Source organism: Evtepia sp. (assembly GCF_056797215.1).
In genome coordinates this window covers 1-15,069 of sequence record NZ_JBQILM010000043.1, presented here as the reverse complement: position 1 = coordinate 15,069, position 15,069 = coordinate 1, and the positions used below count along the sequence as shown (strand labels likewise).

The 15,069-nt window shown below is 62.4% G+C and carries 20 protein-coding genes; 7 read left to right on the top strand and 13 right to left on the bottom strand.

What is annotated here, in order from left to right; all coding sequences use genetic code 11:
• Window positions 1-140: 140 nt before the first annotated feature.
• Genes ACTOZL_RS09210 through ACTOZL_RS09195 form a run of 4 tightly spaced genes read left to right on the top strand, consistent with a single transcriptional unit; the run spans window position 141 to window position 3,838 of the window.
• Complete coding sequence (locus ACTOZL_RS09210) at window positions 141-629, top strand: SCP2 sterol-binding domain-containing protein (protein ID WP_482478056.1); 489 nt, start codon at window positions 141-143, stop codon at window positions 627-629.
• Window positions 630-635: 6 nt separating this feature from the next.
• Window positions 636-1,823 carry an iron-containing alcohol dehydrogenase gene (locus ACTOZL_RS09205; protein WP_482478055.1) on the top strand — a complete coding sequence of 396 codons (1,188 nt, stop codon included), beginning with the start codon at window positions 636-638 and terminating at the stop codon, window positions 1,821-1,823.
• A complete protein-coding gene (locus tag ACTOZL_RS09200; RefSeq protein WP_482478054.1) occupies window positions 1,820-3,226 on the top strand; it encodes an aldehyde dehydrogenase in 1,407 nt (468 codons plus the stop codon). Before ACTOZL_RS09205 ends, ACTOZL_RS09200 begins: the two co-directional genes overlap by 4 nt.
• 42 nt (window positions 3,227-3,268) lie before the next feature.
• Entirely contained in the window at window positions 3,269-3,838 is a 570-nt protein-coding gene (locus ACTOZL_RS09195) for a Uma2 family endonuclease (RefSeq protein WP_482478052.1), read from the top strand.
• 64 nt (window positions 3,839-3,902) lie between these two features.
• Here the strand turns inward: ACTOZL_RS09195 and ACTOZL_RS09190 are convergent, their stop codons facing one another.
• The gene (locus ACTOZL_RS09190; RefSeq protein ID WP_482478051.1) at window positions 3,903-4,178 is read right to left on the bottom strand and encodes a helix-turn-helix domain-containing protein; all 276 of its coding nucleotides are present in this window, start codon (window positions 4,176-4,178) and stop codon (window positions 3,903-3,905) included.
• 161 nt (window positions 4,179-4,339) lie between these two features.
• Here ACTOZL_RS09190 and ACTOZL_RS09185 point away from each other — a divergent pair, with 161 nt between their 5' ends.
• Entirely contained in the window at window positions 4,340-4,558 is a 219-nt protein-coding gene (locus ACTOZL_RS09185; RefSeq protein ID WP_482478050.1) for a helix-turn-helix domain-containing protein, read from the top strand.
• A 69-nt stretch (window positions 4,559-4,627) separates the two neighbouring features.
• Here the strand turns inward: ACTOZL_RS09185 and ACTOZL_RS09180 are convergent, their stop codons facing one another.
• The 3 genes from ACTOZL_RS09180 to ACTOZL_RS09170 form a co-directional block, all read right to left on the bottom strand.
• Window positions 4,628-4,891: a cysteine-rich small domain-containing protein gene (locus tag ACTOZL_RS09180; protein WP_482478048.1), complete on the bottom strand. Its 264-nt coding sequence runs from the start codon at window positions 4,889-4,891 to the stop codon at window positions 4,628-4,630.
• Between the two features lie 69 nt (window positions 4,892-4,960).
• Window positions 4,961-5,263 (bottom strand): PadR family transcriptional regulator, encoded by a 303-nt coding sequence (locus tag ACTOZL_RS09175; protein ID WP_482478047.1) that lies wholly within the window; start codon window positions 5,261-5,263, stop codon window positions 4,961-4,963.
• Entirely contained in the window at window positions 5,257-6,078 is an 822-nt protein-coding gene (locus tag ACTOZL_RS09170) for a DUF1700 domain-containing protein (RefSeq protein WP_482478046.1), read from the bottom strand. The genes ACTOZL_RS09175 and ACTOZL_RS09170 overlap by 7 nt, the downstream gene beginning before the upstream one ends.
• A 268-nt stretch (window positions 6,079-6,346) precedes the next feature.
• Here ACTOZL_RS09170 and ACTOZL_RS09165 point away from each other — a divergent pair, with 268 nt between their 5' ends.
• Together ACTOZL_RS09165 and ACTOZL_RS09160 are read left to right on the top strand one after the other, a co-directional pair.
• Window positions 6,347-6,634, top strand: a complete 288-nt coding sequence (locus ACTOZL_RS09165) for a DUF2325 domain-containing protein (protein WP_482478045.1) — start codon at window positions 6,347-6,349, stop codon at window positions 6,632-6,634.
• Entirely contained in the window at window positions 6,635-7,186 is a 552-nt protein-coding gene (locus ACTOZL_RS09160; RefSeq protein ID WP_482478044.1) for a DUF3793 family protein, read from the top strand.
• Window positions 7,187-7,397: 211 nt separating this feature from the next.
• Here ACTOZL_RS09160 and ACTOZL_RS09155 read toward each other — a convergent pair whose 3' ends face one another.
• The 9 genes from ACTOZL_RS09155 to ACTOZL_RS09115 form a co-directional block, all read right to left on the bottom strand.
• Window positions 7,398-8,105, bottom strand: coding sequence for a V-type ATP synthase subunit D (locus ACTOZL_RS09155; protein ID WP_482478043.1), 708 nt, complete (start codon window positions 8,103-8,105; stop codon window positions 7,398-7,400).
• A 3-nt stretch (window positions 8,106-8,108) separates the two neighbouring features.
• Window positions 8,109-9,491 (bottom strand): V-type ATP synthase subunit B, encoded by a 1,383-nt coding sequence (locus ACTOZL_RS09150; protein ID WP_482478042.1) that lies wholly within the window; start codon window positions 9,489-9,491, stop codon window positions 8,109-8,111.
• The gene (locus tag ACTOZL_RS09145) at window positions 9,488-11,263 is read right to left on the bottom strand and encodes a V-type ATP synthase subunit A (protein WP_482478041.1); all 1,776 of its coding nucleotides are present in this window, start codon (window positions 11,261-11,263) and stop codon (window positions 9,488-9,490) included. The genes ACTOZL_RS09150 and ACTOZL_RS09145 overlap by 4 nt, the downstream gene beginning before the upstream one ends.
• 13 nt (window positions 11,264-11,276) lie before the next feature.
• Complete coding sequence (locus ACTOZL_RS09140) at window positions 11,277-11,591, bottom strand: V-type ATP synthase subunit F (protein ID WP_482478040.1); 315 nt, start codon at window positions 11,589-11,591, stop codon at window positions 11,277-11,279.
• Complete coding sequence (locus ACTOZL_RS09135; RefSeq protein WP_482478038.1) at window positions 11,584-12,573, bottom strand: V-type ATPase subunit; 990 nt, start codon at window positions 12,571-12,573, stop codon at window positions 11,584-11,586. The genes ACTOZL_RS09140 and ACTOZL_RS09135 overlap by 8 nt, the downstream gene beginning before the upstream one ends.
• Window positions 12,574-12,576: 3 nt before the next feature.
• Window positions 12,577-13,173, bottom strand: a complete 597-nt coding sequence (locus ACTOZL_RS09130) for a V-type ATP synthase subunit E (RefSeq protein ID WP_482478037.1) — start codon at window positions 13,171-13,173, stop codon at window positions 12,577-12,579.
• A 19-nt stretch (window positions 13,174-13,192) separates the two neighbouring features.
• On the bottom strand, window positions 13,193-13,666 hold the full coding sequence (locus ACTOZL_RS09125; protein WP_482478036.1) for a V-type ATP synthase subunit K: 474 nt from the start codon (window positions 13,664-13,666) through the stop codon (window positions 13,193-13,195).
• 21 nt (window positions 13,667-13,687) lie between these two features.
• Window positions 13,688-14,167 carry a V-type ATP synthase subunit K gene (locus ACTOZL_RS09120; RefSeq protein ID WP_482478035.1) on the bottom strand — a complete coding sequence of 160 codons (480 nt, stop codon included), beginning with the start codon at window positions 14,165-14,167 and terminating at the stop codon, window positions 13,688-13,690.
• A partial coding sequence (locus ACTOZL_RS09115) for a V-type ATP synthase subunit I (RefSeq protein WP_482478034.1) occupies window positions 14,167-15,069 on the bottom strand: 903 nt, incomplete at its 5' end. The genes ACTOZL_RS09120 and ACTOZL_RS09115, both read right to left, overlap by 1 nt.

Sequence of the window (15,069 nt, the reverse complement as noted above, 5' to 3'; positions counted from 1 at the left end):
CATAGTGGAAAACTGCACAAACTCAAATAAATTATATAAGCATCATAAAACACCCCTTTCTATTCAACGAGCTAAGTATATTATACCACAAAAAATAAAAAACGTCTATAAAATATAAATACAATAAGGAGGGATAGCGTTTGGCGAACCGATCTTTTCAGATGTGCATGCAGTGTGCCACCTGCAGTATGGTCTCCACCTGCCTGTGCCGGGCGTTGAAGTTCCTGTCCACCCGGGACAGCAAAATCAAGGCCGAGGCGGTGAAGTGGCCGGAGGGGAAAACCCTGCGCCTGGAAATCCCCGGGGCCAGGGGCTTTACCGTCACAGGCACCAGGGCGGGCTTCAAAACCCTCCACCCCAGCACCCCCGGGGATGTGACCATCCGCTTCAAAAGCCCCGCCGACGCCTTCCGGGTGTTCACCGGACAACTCAGCGTGGCCCAGGCCTATGCCCAGCACCGCTTTACCCTGCGGGGTTCCATGGGCCTGGCCATGCCCTTTGTGCGATGTGTGGATATCGTGGAGGGCTACCTATTCCCCGCGTTCATGGCACGGCGGATTTTGAAACGCCTGCCGAAAAAGGAAGTTTCCACCGCCCGGGTGTATGGGGCGGTGCTGTTTGGGAGGTAACGCCACATGAGTGCCTATTATGAATTCCAACTGCCCAGCAAAATCCTCTCCGGGGACGAGGCCCTAGAGCACATCCCCCACGAGCTGGAAGGCCTGGGGGCCCGGCGGCCCCTGCTGCTCAGCGACGAGGGCTTAGCGCGGGCGGGGACGGTGAAAACCGTCCTGGCGGCCCTGGCCCAGGGGGGGCTGGCCCCGGCGGAGGTCTTTTGCCGCATCCCCCCGGACTCCTCCATCGGCGTGGTCAACGACATCGCCGGGCGCTACCGGGCCGCAGGCTGTGACAGTCTCATCGCCGTGGGCGGCGGCTCGGTGATTGACACCGCCAAGGGGGTGGGCATGGTCCTGGCCCAGGCGGGGGAGGACTTGCTGTCCCAAAGCGGCTGCGAGGTGCTGCCCCGGGGGGAGCACGTGCCCTTCGTGGCCGTCCCCACCACCGCCGGCACCGGCAGTGAGGCCACCATCGTGGCGGTGGTGGCCAACCCGGCGGAGAAGGTGAAGCTGGAATTTTTGAGCTACCACCTCCTCCCCGACGTGGCGGTGCTGGACCCCCGGATGACCGAGACCCTACCCCCCCGGATCACCGCCTCCACTGGCTTCGACGCCCTGGTCCACGCCATTGAGGCCGCCACCTGCCTCCAACGCAACCCTGTGAGCGACGCCTTTGCGGAAAAGGCCATGGAGCAGATCGTCCAAAACCTCCCCACCGCCGTACGCAACGGCCGGGACAAACAGGCCCGGATGGCCATGGCCAATGGGAGCCTCCTGGCGGGGGCGGCCTTTTCCAACTCCATGGTGGGGCTGGTCCACGCCATCGGCCATGCCCTGGGGGGCGTGTGCCAGGTGGCCCACGGGGACGCTATGACCATCCTGCTCCCGGCGGTGATGAAGTACAACCTGTCCGCCTGCGCCCAGCGCTATGGGGAGCTCCTCTTGCCCCTGGGGGGCCCGGCGCTCTACGCCAGCACCCCGGCGCGGCTGCGGGGGGAGCGGGCCATTCAGTGTTTGGTGGAGCTGCGCCGCCAGCTCTCGGCGCTGACCGGCCTGCCCACCACCTTGGAGGCCACCGGGAAGGTCTCCAAAGGGGACTTCACGGCGGTGGCCACCACCGCCCTCAACGACGGGGCCATCATCGTCAACCCCGTGGAGGCAGATTTGGAGGATATTATCGGCATCCTAGAGGAGGTATGGGCATGAGTGCGGAGCATGTGAAATACATTGAGGAGACGGTTCAAAAGCAGCGGGCGTTTTTCCAGACCGGGGCCACCCGGCCTGTGGCCCGGCGGCTCCACGCCCTGGGCCGCTTAAAAGCGGAGCTCCAAGCCCGGGAGCGGCAGCTGTTGGATGCCCTGCAAGCGGACCTGCACAAGTCCCACTTTGAGGGCTATCTGTGCGAATTGGGGCTGAGCCTGGACGAGCTGGGGTATCTTATGAAAATGACCCCCCAGTGGGCCCGTCCCCAGCGGCGGACCACCCCCCTGCCCCAGTATGTGTCCAAGAGCTATGAGCTGGCGGAGCCCTACGGGGTGGCCCTCATCATGTCCCCCTGGAATTACCCCTACCTCCTGAGCCTGGACCCCCTCTTTGGGGCGGTGGCGGCGGGGAACTGCGTGGTGCTGAAACCCAGCGCCTACGCCCCCCACACCAGCCAGGCCCTGGCGGAGCTGATCCAGGCGGTGTTCCCCCCGGAATGGGTGGCGGTGATCCAGGGGGGGCGGGAACAGAACGCCGCCCTGCTGGACCAGCGCTTTGACTATATCTTCTTCACCGGCAGTGTGGATGTGGGTAAGATGGTCATGGAGAAGGCCGCCAAGCACCTGACCCCTGTGACCTTGGAGCTGGGGGGCAAGAGCCCGGTGATTGTGGACAAGACCGCCAACATTCCCCTCACTGCCCGGCGGCTGGCCTTTGGGAAGCTCTTGAACGCAGGCCAAACCTGCGTGGCCCCGGACTACTGCCTGGTGGACCGGCGGGTGAAGGACCAGCTGGTGGAGGAGTTGAAACGGCAGTTCCAAAAGATGCTGGGGGACGCCCCCCTGGAAAACCCGGATTATGTGCGCATCATCAACCGCAAGCACTTCAACCGCCTCCAAGGCCTGCTGGAAGGGGAGGCCATCCTCTACGGCGGCGGTCACCGGGAGGACCCGGACCATGATTCCGGCTGGATTGCCCCCACCCTGGTGGCGGACAGCTTGGAGGCGAAGTCCAAGCCCATGGGGGAGGAGATTTTCGGGCCCATCCTGCCCATCCTCCCCTACGACGAGCTAGGCCAGGCCATCCACTTTATCAACCAGCGGGAGAAGCCCTTGGCCTTGTACCTCTTCACCCGCTGCAAAAAAGCCAAACAGCGGGTGTTGGAGCGCTGCTCCTTCGGCGGTGGCTGTATCAACGACACCATCATCCACCTGGCCACCCACCACATGGGCTTTGGCGGTGTAGGCCACAGCGGCATGGGGAGCTACCACGGCAAGCGCAGCTTCGACACCTTCTCCCACCACCGGGCCATCGTGGACAAAGCCACCTGGCTGGACCTGCCCATGCGCTACCAGCCGTATCATAAAAAAGTCAATGGGTGGTTGATCCGTATGTTCCTGCGCTGAGGGGAAGCACATCGGCAGGGACACGAAGGGAAAGGAGCCTTTATGACAGGTAATTTGGCATACGAGTCTGCATGGCGGGAGGAGCTCATCGGCGGGAAGCTGGTGGCGATGTCCCCTGCTGCAACCAACCATAACCGCATTGCGGAAAATATCGACTTCATTTTTCGCAGCTATTTGAAGGGGAAGAAATGTGTCCCCTTGGGGGACGGCTACAAGGTCTTTCTCAGCCCCACCGACCACTATGTCCCCGACTTTATGATCGTCTGTGATCGGGACAAGATCAAGCCCAGGGGTATCTATGGCCCACCGGACCTGGTGGTGGAGGTCTTATCCCCCAGCACGACGCAAAACGACAGAGGGAGAAAGAAAACCGCCTATGAGGCCAACGGCGTGGCAGAATATTGGCTGGTGGACCCTGTGGGAAAGTCGGTTGAGGTCTACCTCTTAAAAGAGGGCCAGTATTCCTTGGACAAGGTATACTTCCTCTACCCGGAAGAAGAGCTGGCGGAGATGTTGGAGGAGGACCGGGAGGCGGTGGTGAGTGAGTTTACCTGCCACCTGTACGACGACCTGGTGATCTCCCTGGCAGATATTTTTGACGACTTGTTCTAAACGCGGGGAAAGCGGTATCCAGATGGGTTCTGGATACCGCTTCCAAGCTGTCAAACCTTTCGGACTATAATTTCTTGACGATTGCGGCCAGCAGGGTCATAGTTTCGTCATCTAGTGTTGATACGTCTAAGGCTTTGGGCGCATCAACACAAACCAAATCGTCTATGTTCACATGGAACAAACAGGCCAAACGGGTCAAAACTGCGACAGATGGTATCTTGCTTGCAGTCTCATAGGCACTGATTGTTGCCTTGGATACACCGACCCGTTTGCCTACTTGTGCCTGGGTCATGTTATTTGCCTCGCGCAGCCTTTTTCGTTTTTCAGCACAGTCAAGCATAGATGATTTCCTTTCTGTAGATTTGCTAGGTTGCTCATGGGGGCGCTTGTATTCATGGTGTCATTTCCTTTTTGCACGCATGATACGAGCGATTGCGCGTGTCATGTGATTATATTAACACGCGCAATCGAGTGTGTCAATACATTTTAGGCGGTATCGTTATGTTTATTTTTGGTGTACACTTGAGGAACCTTAGAAAAGCTAGAAAGCTGACACAAAAACAGCTTGCCGAGGGGATCGGGGCTAGTGAGCGTGGCATTCAGCAATATGAGTTGGGGGAGCGTAAGCCCACCTATGACATGCTCATTGCCCTGGCAGACTACTTTGACATTTCCTTGGACTATCTGGTAGGCCGCAGTGACGACCCGGCGCGGCATTGACCGTGCTTTAGGGCGACAAAAACGCCTCGCAAAGTGCCTGTGGGCACTCTGCGAGGCGTTTTCTTTTTGTCACGGCTTCTCCGGGAACATATTCTCCTCCCGCAGCTTGGCGGCGATGTAGGCGAAGCTCTCACTGTTGTGGGGCAAGAGGCAGTAGGAACAGTTCTTCACCCCGTTCTTCACCACAAAAGCCCCCCCGCAGTTTTCCGCCCGGTAGAGGGGGCAGTAACAAAACAGACAGTTGAACTCCTCCTCTGCCACGTCGTCGTGGCAGGGGAAATATTCACATGCCCGGTTTTGGAACCAGGTGTAGTGGCGTCCTGTCAGGTCCATGGGTTTGCGCTCCTTCCTAAGCTTTTGTCTGGTCCAGCATACCACACTTTGGGGGAAAAGGGAATGGCCTCATTCCACCCCCAACCCCGCCACCGTATCCCGCAGCAGCCGCCACTGGGCCAAGAGCTGGGCATACTTCTCCTGCCCTGTTGGGGTGATACGGTAGTATTTCCGGACAGGCCCCCCGGAGGTCTCCCCCTGGTACTGCTGGGTGTACCCCTCCTGGCACAGCCCCCGGAGCAGGGCATAGATGGCGCTCTCCTGGGTGTCGGGGAACCCCGCACGGAGTTGGCCCAGGAGTTCATAGCCATAGCGGTCGGCCTGGGTGAGGAGTTGGAGGAGACACAAGGCCATGACCTCCTTTTTCAGCATAGGGCAGCCCCCGTTCCCACCAGGCCCAGGAGGGTAATCATCAAATATTCTTCCAGGGCGGGCTTCCACCAGTCTGATGCGGAAACCTCAAGGTTCATACTAAAAAGCAGGGACATCACTGCCATGCCCAGCACCGACACGGTCAGCCCCAGCATATAGACTGACAGCCAGCGGCGGTCTGACAGCCGGAAGCGCACCAGCGCTGGCAGGCCCAGCAGCGCCAGCAGAAAGCCCCAAACGCACAGCACGATCTGCAGGATGCTTGCCTGTTCAAAGGATACCGTTGTCAACCACGACCCCGACAGGATGGTGGCGATCTGCCAAAACAGGAGCCAAAAGGCGACGATTCCCGTGAACTGTACCAGGAGCAGGGGCAATATTCCCTTGGGCAGGGGGCCTTCCCGTACCCCCTGCCGCCGCACCCACAGGGCAAGCCCCAGGCCCAGCAATAGAAGAAAGCCTAGATGTCTCTCCATGGCCCACCCATAGCTGGACAAACCGTTCCACAGGCTATCCATCGGTTGGCTCAGCAGGATGCCCAACGACGACAGTTGGTTCAATAGGATACTCAGTGCCGGCAGCAATAGGCAGGCGGCCATCAAAACAAACGCCACTAACCAGTGGCGGTAGTGGTTCCCCTGCTCCAACTGCCGCACCGCCGCCACCGGCTCCCCCACCTCCCGGCGCAGGGCCTCCTCCGACCGGGGGTCGTCTGCCAGCAGGGCTTGGTAATCCTCCAAAACCTCTTTGGCCTCCGCCGGGGGCAGCCGCCAGTGGGCGGCCCGGCTGAGCTGGTCGAAATAGCTTCGTTTCATGGCCGTATCCTCCTTCTCTACTATTAAAAATACAGTAGTTTTTTCTATCATAGCAGAGAAGGGAGAAAAAAACAAGCCACTTTTTCTTTTTCTCTTGACAATCCCCTGCGGTTAGTGTATGCTAACTAAAAAGCTGCCCAGCACACCCAACAATTCCCTGAAGGGCTTACGGTTGCCTGGGCATACTATCCACAACCCCACGTCCCCAAGGGACGTTATGCTTACCACGGGAGTTAGTTTTAGCTAACCAAAGAAAGGAGTCCTTCTCATGAGCGTTGTCATTTTAGGCGGAAACGAATGTATGGTCCGCAAATACAAGGAGCTGTGCCAGTCCTTCCACTGCTCCGCCAAGGTGTTCCCCAAGATGGGCGGCACCCTCAAGGGGCGTCTGGGCCAGCCGGATTTGCTGGTACTCTTCACCGACACCATCTCCCACAAAATGATGCAAAACGCCCTCAACGAGGCCAAGGGCGGCAGCACCGTGGTGGAGCGGGTCCGCTCTAGCTCCATGTCCGCCCTCCGGGGTGTCCTACAGGCCCACACAGAGGCGGGCTGAATGTTTGCTGACCTGTTGATCCGCCATGGGGCCCCCACCCTGGCGGGGTTGAAAACCGCTAACCTCTTCCCCTGCCGTCTGATCCCCCGGGCCGCCCTGCTCCGGGAGCTCCGGGACACCAACCAGGTGTTGGTCCCCCGGGGCCTGCGGCTGCTGCCCCTGCGCTTGGAGGAGGACCGGGCCCTGCTGTACCTCTTCCGCCCGGACAGGCTGCGCCAGGACCTCTCCGCCCACACCGCCCAGCGGCTGCTGGACCAGGCGGGGTATCCCAACTGCCAGATTCTGCCCTGCCTGCGGGAGCTGCGGCGGCGCCTGGAGTCGGGGACGGGCTTCCCCCATGAGATCGGCCTCTTCCTGGGCTATCCCCCAGAGGATGTCCAGGGGTTTATTTGCCACCAGGGGCGCGGGTGTAAGCTCACCGGCTGCTGGAAGGTCTACGGCGACGAGCAAGCCGCCCGCCAATGCTTCGCCGCCTACCGCTCCTGCACCGAGAGCTACTGCCGCCGCCGTGCCCGGGGAGAGGGGCTGGCGGGGTTGGCGGTGGAGAGCTAAGGGAGAGCCATAGAAGTCCCGTTCCCAGGTGGGAAACCTGGGAAAAAAGAGGCAAAAAGCCTCTGCTCCGCGGCTGCGAAGCGTGTCGTACAAGCGAAAGAACCAGAGAGTTAAACTATAATAACTTGATTGTTGTCCTGTAAGCTGCAATATAAAACAGGTACTTTCCATCCAGTTTGGAAAGTACCTGTTTTTCTTCTATTCGCGCAAATTACATCTGTCCTGGCGGTTCTCCACCAAAGCTCTCCACAGCCCTGGCGTCCGCCGCCCGCTTCTCCTGAATTGCCTGCTCTAGCAGCATATCCTTCACCTTCATCAGGCGGATGGTGGCGGCCCGTTCGTTTTCTTCCAGCTTCATGGTGATATACTTGATGGCCTCCTCCATCTGGGGGATTTTGACGTACTCCAAGGCATTCACCCGGCGGCGGGTCTTTTGGATTTCTTCGGACAAGAGCTGGGCGGCCTTTTCCATCTGGGCCAGCTTGAGCATGTCCTGGAACACCCGGGCCAGGGCGTCTACGGCGGTGTCCAGCTCCCCGGAGGTGGCGGCGAAGCCGTAGGGATAGATTTCCCCTGGGTCGTCGTTCCGGGTGCGGAACTGGTAGGTGGGTACGTTCACAGACATGATGTTCGCCACCCCCATGTCCAGCGCCACCGCTTGTTTGGGGTACAGCAGCGCCTGTTCCATGGCCTCGGAGGACATCAGGGCTGCGGCCACGGTGAAGGCGTTGTGGGCCTGCATGAGCCCTTCCTCCACTTTGGCCCGGAGGGCACGGTTTTCCCGCACGGTGTCCATAAACTGTTTCATCAGCTCATCCCGCTTGTCCTTTAGGAGCTTATGCCCCCGGACGCAGGTGCGCAGCCGGTGTTTCAGCCGGGTGAGCTCCTGGCGGGTGGGGTTGACATTGATCCCAGGCATCTGTTACCCCTCCTTTTTGGGAAGGTATGTTTCGATGTGCTCCGGCTTAATGCGCTTCAACTCCCCCCGGGGCAAAATGGACAAGAGCTCCCACCCCAAGTCCAAGGTCTCCTGGATGGAGCGGTTCTCGTCAGGCCCCTGGGTGACGTAGCGCTTTTCAAATTCATCGGCAAACTGGGCATAGAGCAGATCCGTGGGGCTTAGGGCGGCCTCCCCCAGGATGGACATGAGCTCCTTGTTCTCCTTCCCGGTGGAGTAGGCGGCAAAGAGCTGGTTCATGGTGCCCGCGTGGTCCTCCCGGGTCTTGCCGGGGCCCACGCCCTTGTCCTTCAGGCGGGACAGGGAGGGCATCACGTCCACCGGGGGGATGGCCCCCTTGCGGTACAGCTCCCGGGAGAGGATGATTTGCCCCTCGGTGATATAGCCTGTCAGGTCCGGGATGGGGTGGGTCTTGTCGTCCTCGGGCATGGTGAGGATGGGGATCATGGTGATGGACCCCTTCTTCCCCATCTGCCGCCCTGCCCGCTCATACATGGTGGCCAGGTCGGTGTACAGGTAGCCGGGGTAGCCCCGGCGGCCAGGGACTTCCTTTTTGGCGGCGGAGACCTCCCGGAGGGCCTCCGCGTAGTTGGTGATATCCGTCAAGATCACCAGCACGTGCATGTCCTGCTCAAAGGCCAGGTATTCCGCGGCGGTAAGGGCCATCCGGGGGGTGGCGATGCGCTCCACGGCGGGGTCATTGGCCAGGTTGGTGAAGAGCACTGTGCGGTCAATGGCCCCGGTGCGGCGGAACTCCTGGACGAAGAAATCCGCCTCCTCAAAGGTGATGCCGATGGCGGCAAAGACCACGGCGAAGTTGGCCCCCTCGTCCCCCAGGACCTTGGCCTGGCGGGCGATCTGGGCGGCCAGGTTGTTGTGGGGCAGGCCGGAGCCGGAGAAGATGGGCAGCTTCTGCCCCCGGACCAGGGTGTTCAGCCCGTCGATGGTGGACACCCCCGTCTGGATGAACTCGTTGGGGTAGTCCCGGGCGGCCGGGTTCATGGGCAGGCCGTTGATGTCCCGGTAGGCGTCCGCCAAAATCTCCGGACCGCCGTCAATGGGACGGCCCATGCCGTTGAACACCCGCCCCAGCATGTCCAGGGACACCCCCAGTTCCAGGGGATGGCCCAAAAAGCGGATTTTCGACGCCGCCAGGTTGATGCCGGCGGAGGCCTCAAAGAGCTGCACCACGGCGTTGTCCCCGTTGACTTCCAGGACCTTGCAGCGGCGGGTGCTGCCGTCGGGGAGTTCAATCTCCGCCAGCTCGTCGAAGGTGACGCCCTCCACCTGCCGGACCACCATCAGGGGGCCGTTGATCTCTTGTATGGTACGGTATTCCTTGATCATTCCTCAGCACCTCCCTGGGCCAGCACGGCCTCGATCTGGGCTTCCAGTTCCCCGGCCATGGTTAGGAACACGGCGGGATATTCCTCGTCGGGCACGCTCTTGGCCCGGCCGATGCGCTCCCGGAAGGGGATTTCAAACAGGGGCCCGGCCTCGGCGCCCCGGGCAATGGCCCCCCGGCAGAGCCGGTCATAGTCCAGGATCATCCCCAGCATTTTGTCCTGGCGGTCGTAGCTGGAATACCAGTCCACCTCCAAGAAGCCGTTCTGTTGGAGGAAGTCCTCCCGGATCATCTTGGCGGTTTCCAGGGTGAGCTGGTCCCCTGGGGAGAGGGAGTCCTTGCCCACCAGCTGGACGATTTCATTCAAGCTGGCCTCCTCTTGGAGGATGGCCATGGATTTGTCCCGCTTTTCCATAAACTGCTTCCCCAAATTCTCGTCGTACCAGGGTTTGAGGGATTCCAGGTACAGGGAATAGGAGTTCAGCCAGTTGATGGCGGGGAAGTGGCGGCGGTAGGCCAGGGAGGCATCCAGGGCCCAGAACACTTTCACGATGCGCATGGTGGCCTGGGCCACCGGCTCGGACAGGTCGCCCCCCGGCGGGGACACCGCCCCCACGGCGGTGAGGGAGCCCCGGCGCTCCTCCCCGGAGCCCAGGCAGGCCACCGTCCCCGCCCGCTCATAGAACTGCGCCAGGCGGGAGGAGAGATAGGCGGGGTAGCCCTCTTCGCCGGGCATCTCTTCCAGGCGGCCGGACATCTCCCGCAAGGCCTCCGCCCAGCGGGAGGTGGAGTCGGCAATCACCGCCACGTCATAGCCCATATCCCGGAAGTACTCCGCGATGGTGATGCCGGTGTAAATGGAGGCCTCCCGGGCGGCCACGGGCATGTCCGAGGTGTTGGCGATGAGCACCGTGCGCTTCATCAAGGACTCCCCGGTGCGGGGGTCCACCAGCTCTGGGAACTCCCGGAGCACGTCGGTCATCTCGTTGCCCCGCTCCCCGCAGCCGATGTAGACCACGATGTCCACATCCGACCACTTAGCCAGGGCGTGCTGCATCACGGTTTTCCCGGAGCCGAAGGGGCCGGGGATGGCCGCGGTGCCCCCCTTGGCGATGGGGAACAGGGTGTCCACAATCCGCTGCCCGGTGAGCAGGGGTGTTTTGGGGGGGTATTTGTGCCGGTAGGGCCGCCCTACCCGGACGGGCCATTTTTGCATCAGGGTCAGGGGATGGCGTGTCCCCTGGTCGTCCACCAGCACCGCCACCGTGTCCAGGACGGTAAAGGAGCCGGACTGGATGCTCTCAATGGTCCCCTTCAGGTTGGGGGGCACCATGATTTTGTGGAGCACCACGCTGGTCTCCCGGACGGTGCCGATGACGTCGCCCCCCTCCACCGGGTCCCCCTCCGCCACGGTGGGCTTGAAGCGCCAGGTTTTCTCCCGGTCCAGGGAGGGCACCTCCACCCCACGGGGGAGGCTGTTGCCCTGGACTTTTTTGAGGATTTCCCCCAGGGGGCGCTGGATGCCGTCATAGATATTTTCAATGATCCCCGGCCCCAGCTCCACGGACATGGGGGCCCCGGTGGTGGTGACCTGGGCGCCGGGCCCCAGGCCGGAGGTCTCCTCATAGACCTGGATGGAGGCGGTGTCACCGGTCATGGTGAGGACTTCGCCAATGAGGCGCTGCTCCCCCACCCGGACCACGTCGGCCATGTTGGCGTCGGCCAGGCCGGTGGCCACCACCAGGGGGCCGGAGACTTTTACGATGGTTCCCATAAACTTCCTCCATTCACAAAATATCCGCCCCTACCGCGCGTTCTACACAGCGCTTCACCTGCGCCATCCCCAGGCCCAGGGGGCCTTCCTTGCCAGGAATGAGGATGATAGCCGGGGTCAGGGCATCTTGATACCGCTGCAGCTCCTCCGGGAGCTGCAGCGCCAACTGTTCGGTGAGGTAGACGATGCCGTAGTCCTCCTTGGCCAGCTGCCGGAGGATGGGCTTGGCCTCCTCCCCGGCCTGGGCGGGGAACACCTCTAGGCCCAGGGCCTTGAAGCCCAGGACGCTGTCCCGGTCCCCCACCACGGCGATCTTGTTGCTAGACATAGGCCTCACGCAGCCTTTCCCGGATGGTCTCCGTATCCAACCCCGCCATGCGGCCGCTCATGATGATGCGCACGGCGGTAAACTCGTTCTCTTTGGCCGCCAGATAGGCCACCACCGGGGCATCCCCGAAGGCGATGTACTTGGCTTGGGCCAAATACCCGGTGACGGCGTCGTCGCAGGCCTTTTCAAAGCGGGTCAGGCTCCCGCCTTCCAGCACCTGGTCCGCCTCCTGGGCCGCCTGGCCCAGGAAGCTGGTGCTGTATAGCTCCGCCAAAGGGGTGCCGCTGTCCACGGCGGCCAGGATGCGCCGCAGGTCCATGTCCCCCCCGGGGAAGAGCACCCCCCGGAGAAAGGCGTCGCCCTTCCTCATGCGCCGGGTACGCACCACGGCCCGGAGGTTGGCGGCGTCCACCAGGCAGCGGACGTAGCCTTGGAGGAAGCTGCTGCCGCTGTCCCGGGCCAACTGGTCTAACTCCTGGTAATAGGCCCGGTCCAGGATGAAGTCCGAGCGCTGGGGGTCCTGGGTGGTGTTGAGCACCTCCCGGGCCTCCTCCACGGCGGCGTGGAACATGGCGGGCAGGCCAGCCAGGGTCCCGCCGCGCAGCTGTTCTTCCAGCACCCCCTTGGGCACCCGCCCCAGGTCCAGGAGCAGATGGCTGGCGTCGGTGCCCAGGGCCTGGGCTTTCAGGAGCACCTTGGCGTTGTGGTAGTCATACCGCAGGCGGAACAGCGCCACCACCTCCGGGTCCGGGGCAAAGACCGCCACGTCCTCCAATACTGCCTGGCGCTGCTGGGCCAGGAGCTGGTCAATCCCCTGGTTGGTGGGGGGCGGGAGGCTGCCATAGCCGCACTCCCGCAGCACCTCTAGGGCCTCCTGGTCATTGGGGGCCTCTAGCATCCGCCCCATGCGCTCCCCTGTGAGCAGGCTCCCCTCCAGGGCGCGCACCCGGGTGGAGAGGAAGAGGTAATCATATGGCTTCACGGCTCAGTCCTCCTGGGGGAAGAGGATGCCGGCAATGTCCTTGGCCATCCTGGGCCGTTCCAGGCGCAGGATGGTCTCGAAGCTGCCGTTGACCTCCACCGCCCCGTCGCTGAGGATCACACCCCCCCGGATGGGGCGGGTCTCCTGGGCCAGGGTGAGCTGGCCGTTTTTGAGCCGGGCGTTGGCCTGGCGCACCACGGCCTCCCCCACCGTCTCCCGGTCCTTGGGGGAGAGGAGCACCGCCTCCCGGCCGCTGCGGGCCGCCTGGACGGTGAGCGCCGTGAGCAGGGCTGTATACTCCTTCTCCGGCAGGGTGCAGAGGGTTTCCAGGGCCAGGCGGAAGGCCTCCTCCAACAGCTCCTGCTTCACCGCCAGCTGGGCCTTTTTGGCCTCCATGTGGGCCATGCTCACCAGGCGTTCCTCCCGCTCCCGGGCGGCGGCGGCCCCCCGGGTGGTGATCTCATCCGCCAGGGCCTTTGCCTGGGCGGCGTAGCGGTCGGTGATGCCGGAGGCCTGGGCTTTGGCCTGGGCCTCCAAGGCGGCGATCTCCCCCTGGACCTCCTGGGTGATGCGTTGCTTGATCTTATCTATCCCGTTCATAGCATTCCCTCATCGGGGCTCAAAGGCCGTTGACCATCAGGAAGGTGGCCAGGAGGGAGAGGATGGCATAGAATTCCACCATGATGGCCATGATGATGGCCTTGGACAGCTCTTCCGGCCGCTTGGCAATGAGCCGGGCCCCGTCGGCGGCGCAGCGCCCCTGGGCGATGGCGGAGAGCAGGCCCCCCAGGGCCATGGGCAGGCAGGCGGCAAAGTACATCAGCCCCATTTGCAGGGACAGGTTGAAGTCGATTTCCCCGGCGAAGAAGCCCAGCTTCAGCAGGGCGAAGAACCAGGCCACCAGGCCGTACAGGCCCTGGGTGCCGGGGAGCAGCTGCAGGATCAGGCAGGCGGAGAACTTGTTGGGGTCCTCTGCCAGGACGCTGGATGCCGCCTGTCCGGCGGTGCCCACGCCGATGGCGGAGCCGGCGCAGGACAGGCCCACAGCCAGGGCCGCGCCGATGAACGCCAGGGCAATACCGATGTATTCCATAAAAAATTTCCTCCCTTTGGGTCAAAAGTGGTTTAGCATCAAGAACGTAGCCAACAGGGCCAAAATGGCGTAAAACTCCACCATAATGGCCAGGATGATGCTCTTGGATATCTCGTTGGGGCGCTTGGCCAGCATGCCCAGCCCCGTGGCGCACATGCGCCCCTGCATGATGCCGAAGATCAGGCAGCCGATGGCCACGGGCATGCAGGCGGCGAAGAAGCTGGCCCCTTCGCTGAGGGTCAGGGTCCGCAGGCCCCCGGAGAAAAAGCCCAGCTTGATCAGGGCCAGGAACCAGATCACCAGGCCGTAAAGGCCCTGGGTCCCCGGCAGGATCTGCAGGATCAGGGCCCGGGCGAACTTGTCCGGTTCCACGGACAGGGCCCCGGCGGCGGCCCGGCCTACCATGCCCACCCCCCGGGCGGAGCCCACACAGGCCAGGCCCACCGCCAGGGAGGCCCCCAGAAAGGCCACGGCGGTGCCGCAGCTTTGCAGCCATTCCATCAGCTCACCTCCTCGCCGGCGTCATTGAGCACGTCCACGTAATTTGTCTGGTAGCGCAGGGGCTGGAAGGCCCGGCCCCCGTCCTTGTAAAACTTGCCGAAAAATTCCAGGTATTGCAGCCGGGCGGCGTGGACATAGGTGCCGATGAGGTTGATCCCCAGGTTGAAGCTGTGTCCAAAGAGGAAGATGGGGATAAACACCAGCAAATTCGCCGGCAGGGTGCCCAGCATGTTCACCACGCTGGCAATCACCGTGGTGGCCAGCATCAGGGCCATCAGACGGGAGTAGGACAGCACGTCGCTGAGCCAGCCGGTGACGTCGTATAGGGAGGAGATCCCTCCCCAGAGCTTTTTCAACAGGCCCTGCTCATGCCGCCCCTGGGTCAGAATCAGGGCCAGCACCCCCAGCAGCAGCAGGAGCGGGCTGCCTTGCAGGGCCATGAGGGCGATGCCGCCAAAGACGATCCACCAGGGCACCACGTCCAGGAGGGCATCAGGGCCCTCCCCGTCCCGGAAGCCCATAAAGATGTGGATACACTGGCCAACCAGCAGCTGCACGCAGCCCAGGCCGATGCCCAGGACCAGCACCGTCATGGGGTCGTCCAGGGGGCTGATGAGGCAGGGCAGGGCCACTTCCTTGTGGAGGAACACCTCCGCCACCACGGGGATCAGATCCCCGAAGAAGCCCCCGGTGAGGGCCCCGCAGACAAAGGAGGTCACCCCGCACACCATCAAGAGCTGCAAGATATTCCCCATGGCCCCCTTGGGCCGGAAGCGCCGGGAGAGGACCAGCCCCGCCAGGAACATCACCAGCCCATAGCCCATGTCCGCGAACATGAAGCCGTAGAACAGGGCGAAGAAGGGGAAAATCAGGGGGTTGGGGTCAATGCCCCCGTAGGCGGG

Bases quoted from the DNA above. Each gene is read 5' to 3' on its own strand.
- ACTOZL_RS09205 (WP_482478055.1), top strand. From the start codon at position 636: ATGAGTGCCTATTATGAATTCCAACTGCCCAGCAAAATCCTCTCCGGG.
- ACTOZL_RS09200 (WP_482478054.1), top strand. From the start codon at position 1,820: ATGAGTGCGGAGCATGTGAAATACATTGAGGAGACGGTTCAAAAGCAG.
- ACTOZL_RS09195 (WP_482478052.1), top strand. From the start codon at position 3,269: ATGACAGGTAATTTGGCATACGAGTCTGCATGGCGGGAGGAGCTCATC.
- ACTOZL_RS09190 (WP_482478051.1), bottom strand. From the start codon at position 4,178: ATGCTTGACTGTGCTGAAAAACGAAAAAGGCTGCGCGAGGCAAATAAC.
- ACTOZL_RS09185 (WP_482478050.1), top strand. From the start codon at position 4,340: ATGTTTATTTTTGGTGTACACTTGAGGAACCTTAGAAAAGCTAGAAAG.
- ACTOZL_RS09180 (WP_482478048.1), bottom strand. From the start codon at position 4,891: ATGGACCTGACAGGACGCCACTACACCTGGTTCCAAAACCGGGCATGT.
- ACTOZL_RS09175 (WP_482478047.1), bottom strand. From the start codon at position 5,263: ATGCTGAAAAAGGAGGTCATGGCCTTGTGTCTCCTCCAACTCCTCACC.
- ACTOZL_RS09170 (WP_482478046.1), bottom strand. From the start codon at position 6,078: ATGAAACGAAGCTATTTCGACCAGCTCAGCCGGGCCGCCCACTGGCGG.
- ACTOZL_RS09165 (WP_482478045.1), top strand. From the start codon at position 6,347: ATGAGCGTTGTCATTTTAGGCGGAAACGAATGTATGGTCCGCAAATAC.
- ACTOZL_RS09160 (WP_482478044.1), top strand. From the start codon at position 6,635: ATGTTTGCTGACCTGTTGATCCGCCATGGGGCCCCCACCCTGGCGGGG.
- ACTOZL_RS09155 (WP_482478043.1), bottom strand. From the start codon at position 8,105: ATGCCTGGGATCAATGTCAACCCCACCCGCCAGGAGCTCACCCGGCTG.
- ACTOZL_RS09150 (WP_482478042.1), bottom strand. From the start codon at position 9,491: ATGATCAAGGAATACCGTACCATACAAGAGATCAACGGCCCCCTGATG.
- ACTOZL_RS09145 (WP_482478041.1), bottom strand. From the start codon at position 11,263: ATGGGAACCATCGTAAAAGTCTCCGGCCCCCTGGTGGTGGCCACCGGC.
- ACTOZL_RS09140 (WP_482478040.1), bottom strand. From the start codon at position 11,591: ATGTCTAGCAACAAGATCGCCGTGGTGGGGGACCGGGACAGCGTCCTG.
- ACTOZL_RS09130 (WP_482478037.1), bottom strand. From the start codon at position 13,173: ATGAACGGGATAGATAAGATCAAGCAACGCATCACCCAGGAGGTCCAG.
- ACTOZL_RS09125 (WP_482478036.1), bottom strand. From the start codon at position 13,666: ATGGAATACATCGGTATTGCCCTGGCGTTCATCGGCGCGGCCCTGGCT.
- ACTOZL_RS09120 (WP_482478035.1), bottom strand. From the start codon at position 14,167: ATGGAATGGCTGCAAAGCTGCGGCACCGCCGTGGCCTTTCTGGGGGCC.